The following is a 2,183-nucleotide window of genomic DNA, read 5'->3' as shown; positions in this document are numbered from 1 at the left end:
CACTCTCACGAAGCCGAGGAGGGGTCGCGATGACCCTGGTGTCGATCGTCGGGCCGCACGACGGCGAGGTCCCGCTCGTCGGGGCGGTGACCATGCGCATCCTCGAGGACGGTTCGACGACCGGGCACCGGCTCGGGATCGGTGAGATCACGATCGCCCCGCACACCGACGGGCCGCCACAGCACCGCCACGCCCAGCACGACGAGGGCTTCTACGTCGTGTCCGGGACCGCCCGCTTCACCGTCGGGACCGACGTGCGCGACGCCCCCGCGGGCTCGTTGGTCATGGTCCCGCCGGGCGCCCCGCACACCTTCGCCAATCCCGGCGACGAGCCCGCGGTCCTGCTCAACACCTTCACCCCCGACCTCTACGTGCAGTACTTCCGCGACCTACGCGCGATGGTCGACGGCGGCGCCCCGATGACGCCCGAGAACGTCGCCGGCGTGATGGCGCGCTACGCGACGACGCCGTCGACGGAGTACGCCCCCGTCGTCGACGACCGCGGCGCCGGACGCCCGGTGATGGTCCTGCACGGCGGCGGGGGAGCGGGCTCCGTGCTCGGGCTCTCGGCCCTGCTGGCCGGCGACCACCGGGTCCTCACCCCGACCATCCCCGGCTTCGAGGGCACCCCGCGCCCCGACGACTGCCGCACCGTCGCCGACGTCGCCCGCCGCTACCTCGAGGTGCTGGCCGAGCAGGACCTGCACGACGTCGTCGTCGTGGGCAGCTCGGTCGGCGGCTGGATCGCCGCGGAGATGGCGCTGCAGGACGCCGACGGCCGCGTCGGGGGACTGGTCCTGGTGAACGCCGTCGGCATCGAGGTGCCCGGCCACCCGATCACCGACGTCTCGGGCCTGACCCTCGACCGCATCGCCGACGTCTCCTACGCCGACCCCGACCGCTTCCGCGTCGACCCGACGACGCTGCCGGCCGCGCGGCAGGCGGCGATGGCGGCCAACGCGGCCGTGTTCGCCGACTACGCGGGCGACCCGTACATGCACGACCCGACGCTGCGGGGTCGGCTCGGCGGCGTCACCGTCCCGGCCGCCGTGGTGTGGGGTGAGGCCGACGGCATCGTCGACGTCGCCTACGGCCGGGCCTACGCCGACGCGCTCGGCGCCCCGTTCACCCTCGTCGAGCAGGCGGGCCACCTGCCGCACCTCGAGCAGCCGGAGCGGACCCTCGCCGTCGTCACGGCGTTCCTGACGGAGGTGCCCCGGGCGCACGACCGGGCGTCCTAGACTGACCCCCGTGGCGGGACGGATCCGGGACTCCGACATCGCGGAGGTGCGCGACCGGAACCGGATCGAGGAGCTGGTCGGGGACTACGTGGCGCTGCGCCACGCCGGGCCCGGGTCGGTCAAGGGCCTCTGCCCGTTCCACGACGAGAAGTCCCCGTCGTTCTCCGTGCGCCCCAGTCACGGCACGTTCCACTGCTTCGGCTGCGGCGAGCACGGCAGCGTCATCGACTTCATCATGAAGATCGAGCAGCTGGGGTTCGTCGAGGCCATCGAGAAGCTGGCCGACCGCGTCGGCTACCGGCTCACCTACGAGGGCGGCGGCTCGTCGGTCCAGCGCGACCGCGGTACGCGCTCCCGGCTGCTGGCCGCCAACAAGCTGGCCGCGGAGTTCTACGCGCACGAGCTCGCCCAGCCCGGCGAGGCGCAGAAGGCCCGCGAGTTCCTCGCCGAGCGCGGGTTCGACCAGGCGGCCGCGGAGTCCTTCGGCTGCGGGTTCGCGCCGGGCGGCTGGGAGAAGCTGACCAAGCACCTGCTCGCCCAGGGCTACACGCTCGACGAGCTGGAGAAGGCCGGGCTCTCGGTCCCCGGGCAGCGGGGTCACCGCGACCGCTTCCAGCGCCGGCTGCTGTGGCCGATCCGCGACCTCGGCGGCGACGTCGTCGGGTTCGGCGCGCGGCGGCTCTTCGACGACGACCGCATCGAGGCCAAGTACCTCAACACGCCCGAGACCCCCGTCTACCACAAGTCGAAGGTGCTGTTCGGGCTCGACAAGGCCAAGCGGGAGATCGCGAAGACCCGCCAGGCGGTCATCGTCGAGGGCTACACCGACGTCATGGCCATGCACCTGGCCGGGATCCCGACGGCGGTCGCGAGCTGCGGCACCGCCTTCGGGGACGACCACGTGGCGCTCCTGCGCCGGCTGCTGATGGACGACTCGTTCGA

The 2,183-nt window shown here is 73.1% G+C and carries 2 protein-coding genes; both read left to right on the top strand.

Annotated elements, in window-relative coordinates:
• Nucleotides 1-1,241 (top strand): alpha/beta fold hydrolase (locus AC0CYZ_RS06555; protein WP_472213505.1); only part of this gene is annotated, 1,241 nt, incomplete at its 5' end.
• Nucleotides 1,242-1,251: 10 nt separating this feature from the next.
• Nucleotides 1,252-2,183: DNA primase (gene dnaG, locus AC0CYZ_RS06550; protein ID WP_472213502.1), on the top strand; the 932-nt coding region annotated here is incomplete at its 3' end.

The sequence above is a fragment of the Actinomycetospora sp. genome (genome assembly GCF_055612215.1).
The sequence above is the reverse complement of the archived record's forward strand: the minus strand, read 5'-3'. Positions and strand labels throughout refer to the sequence as shown.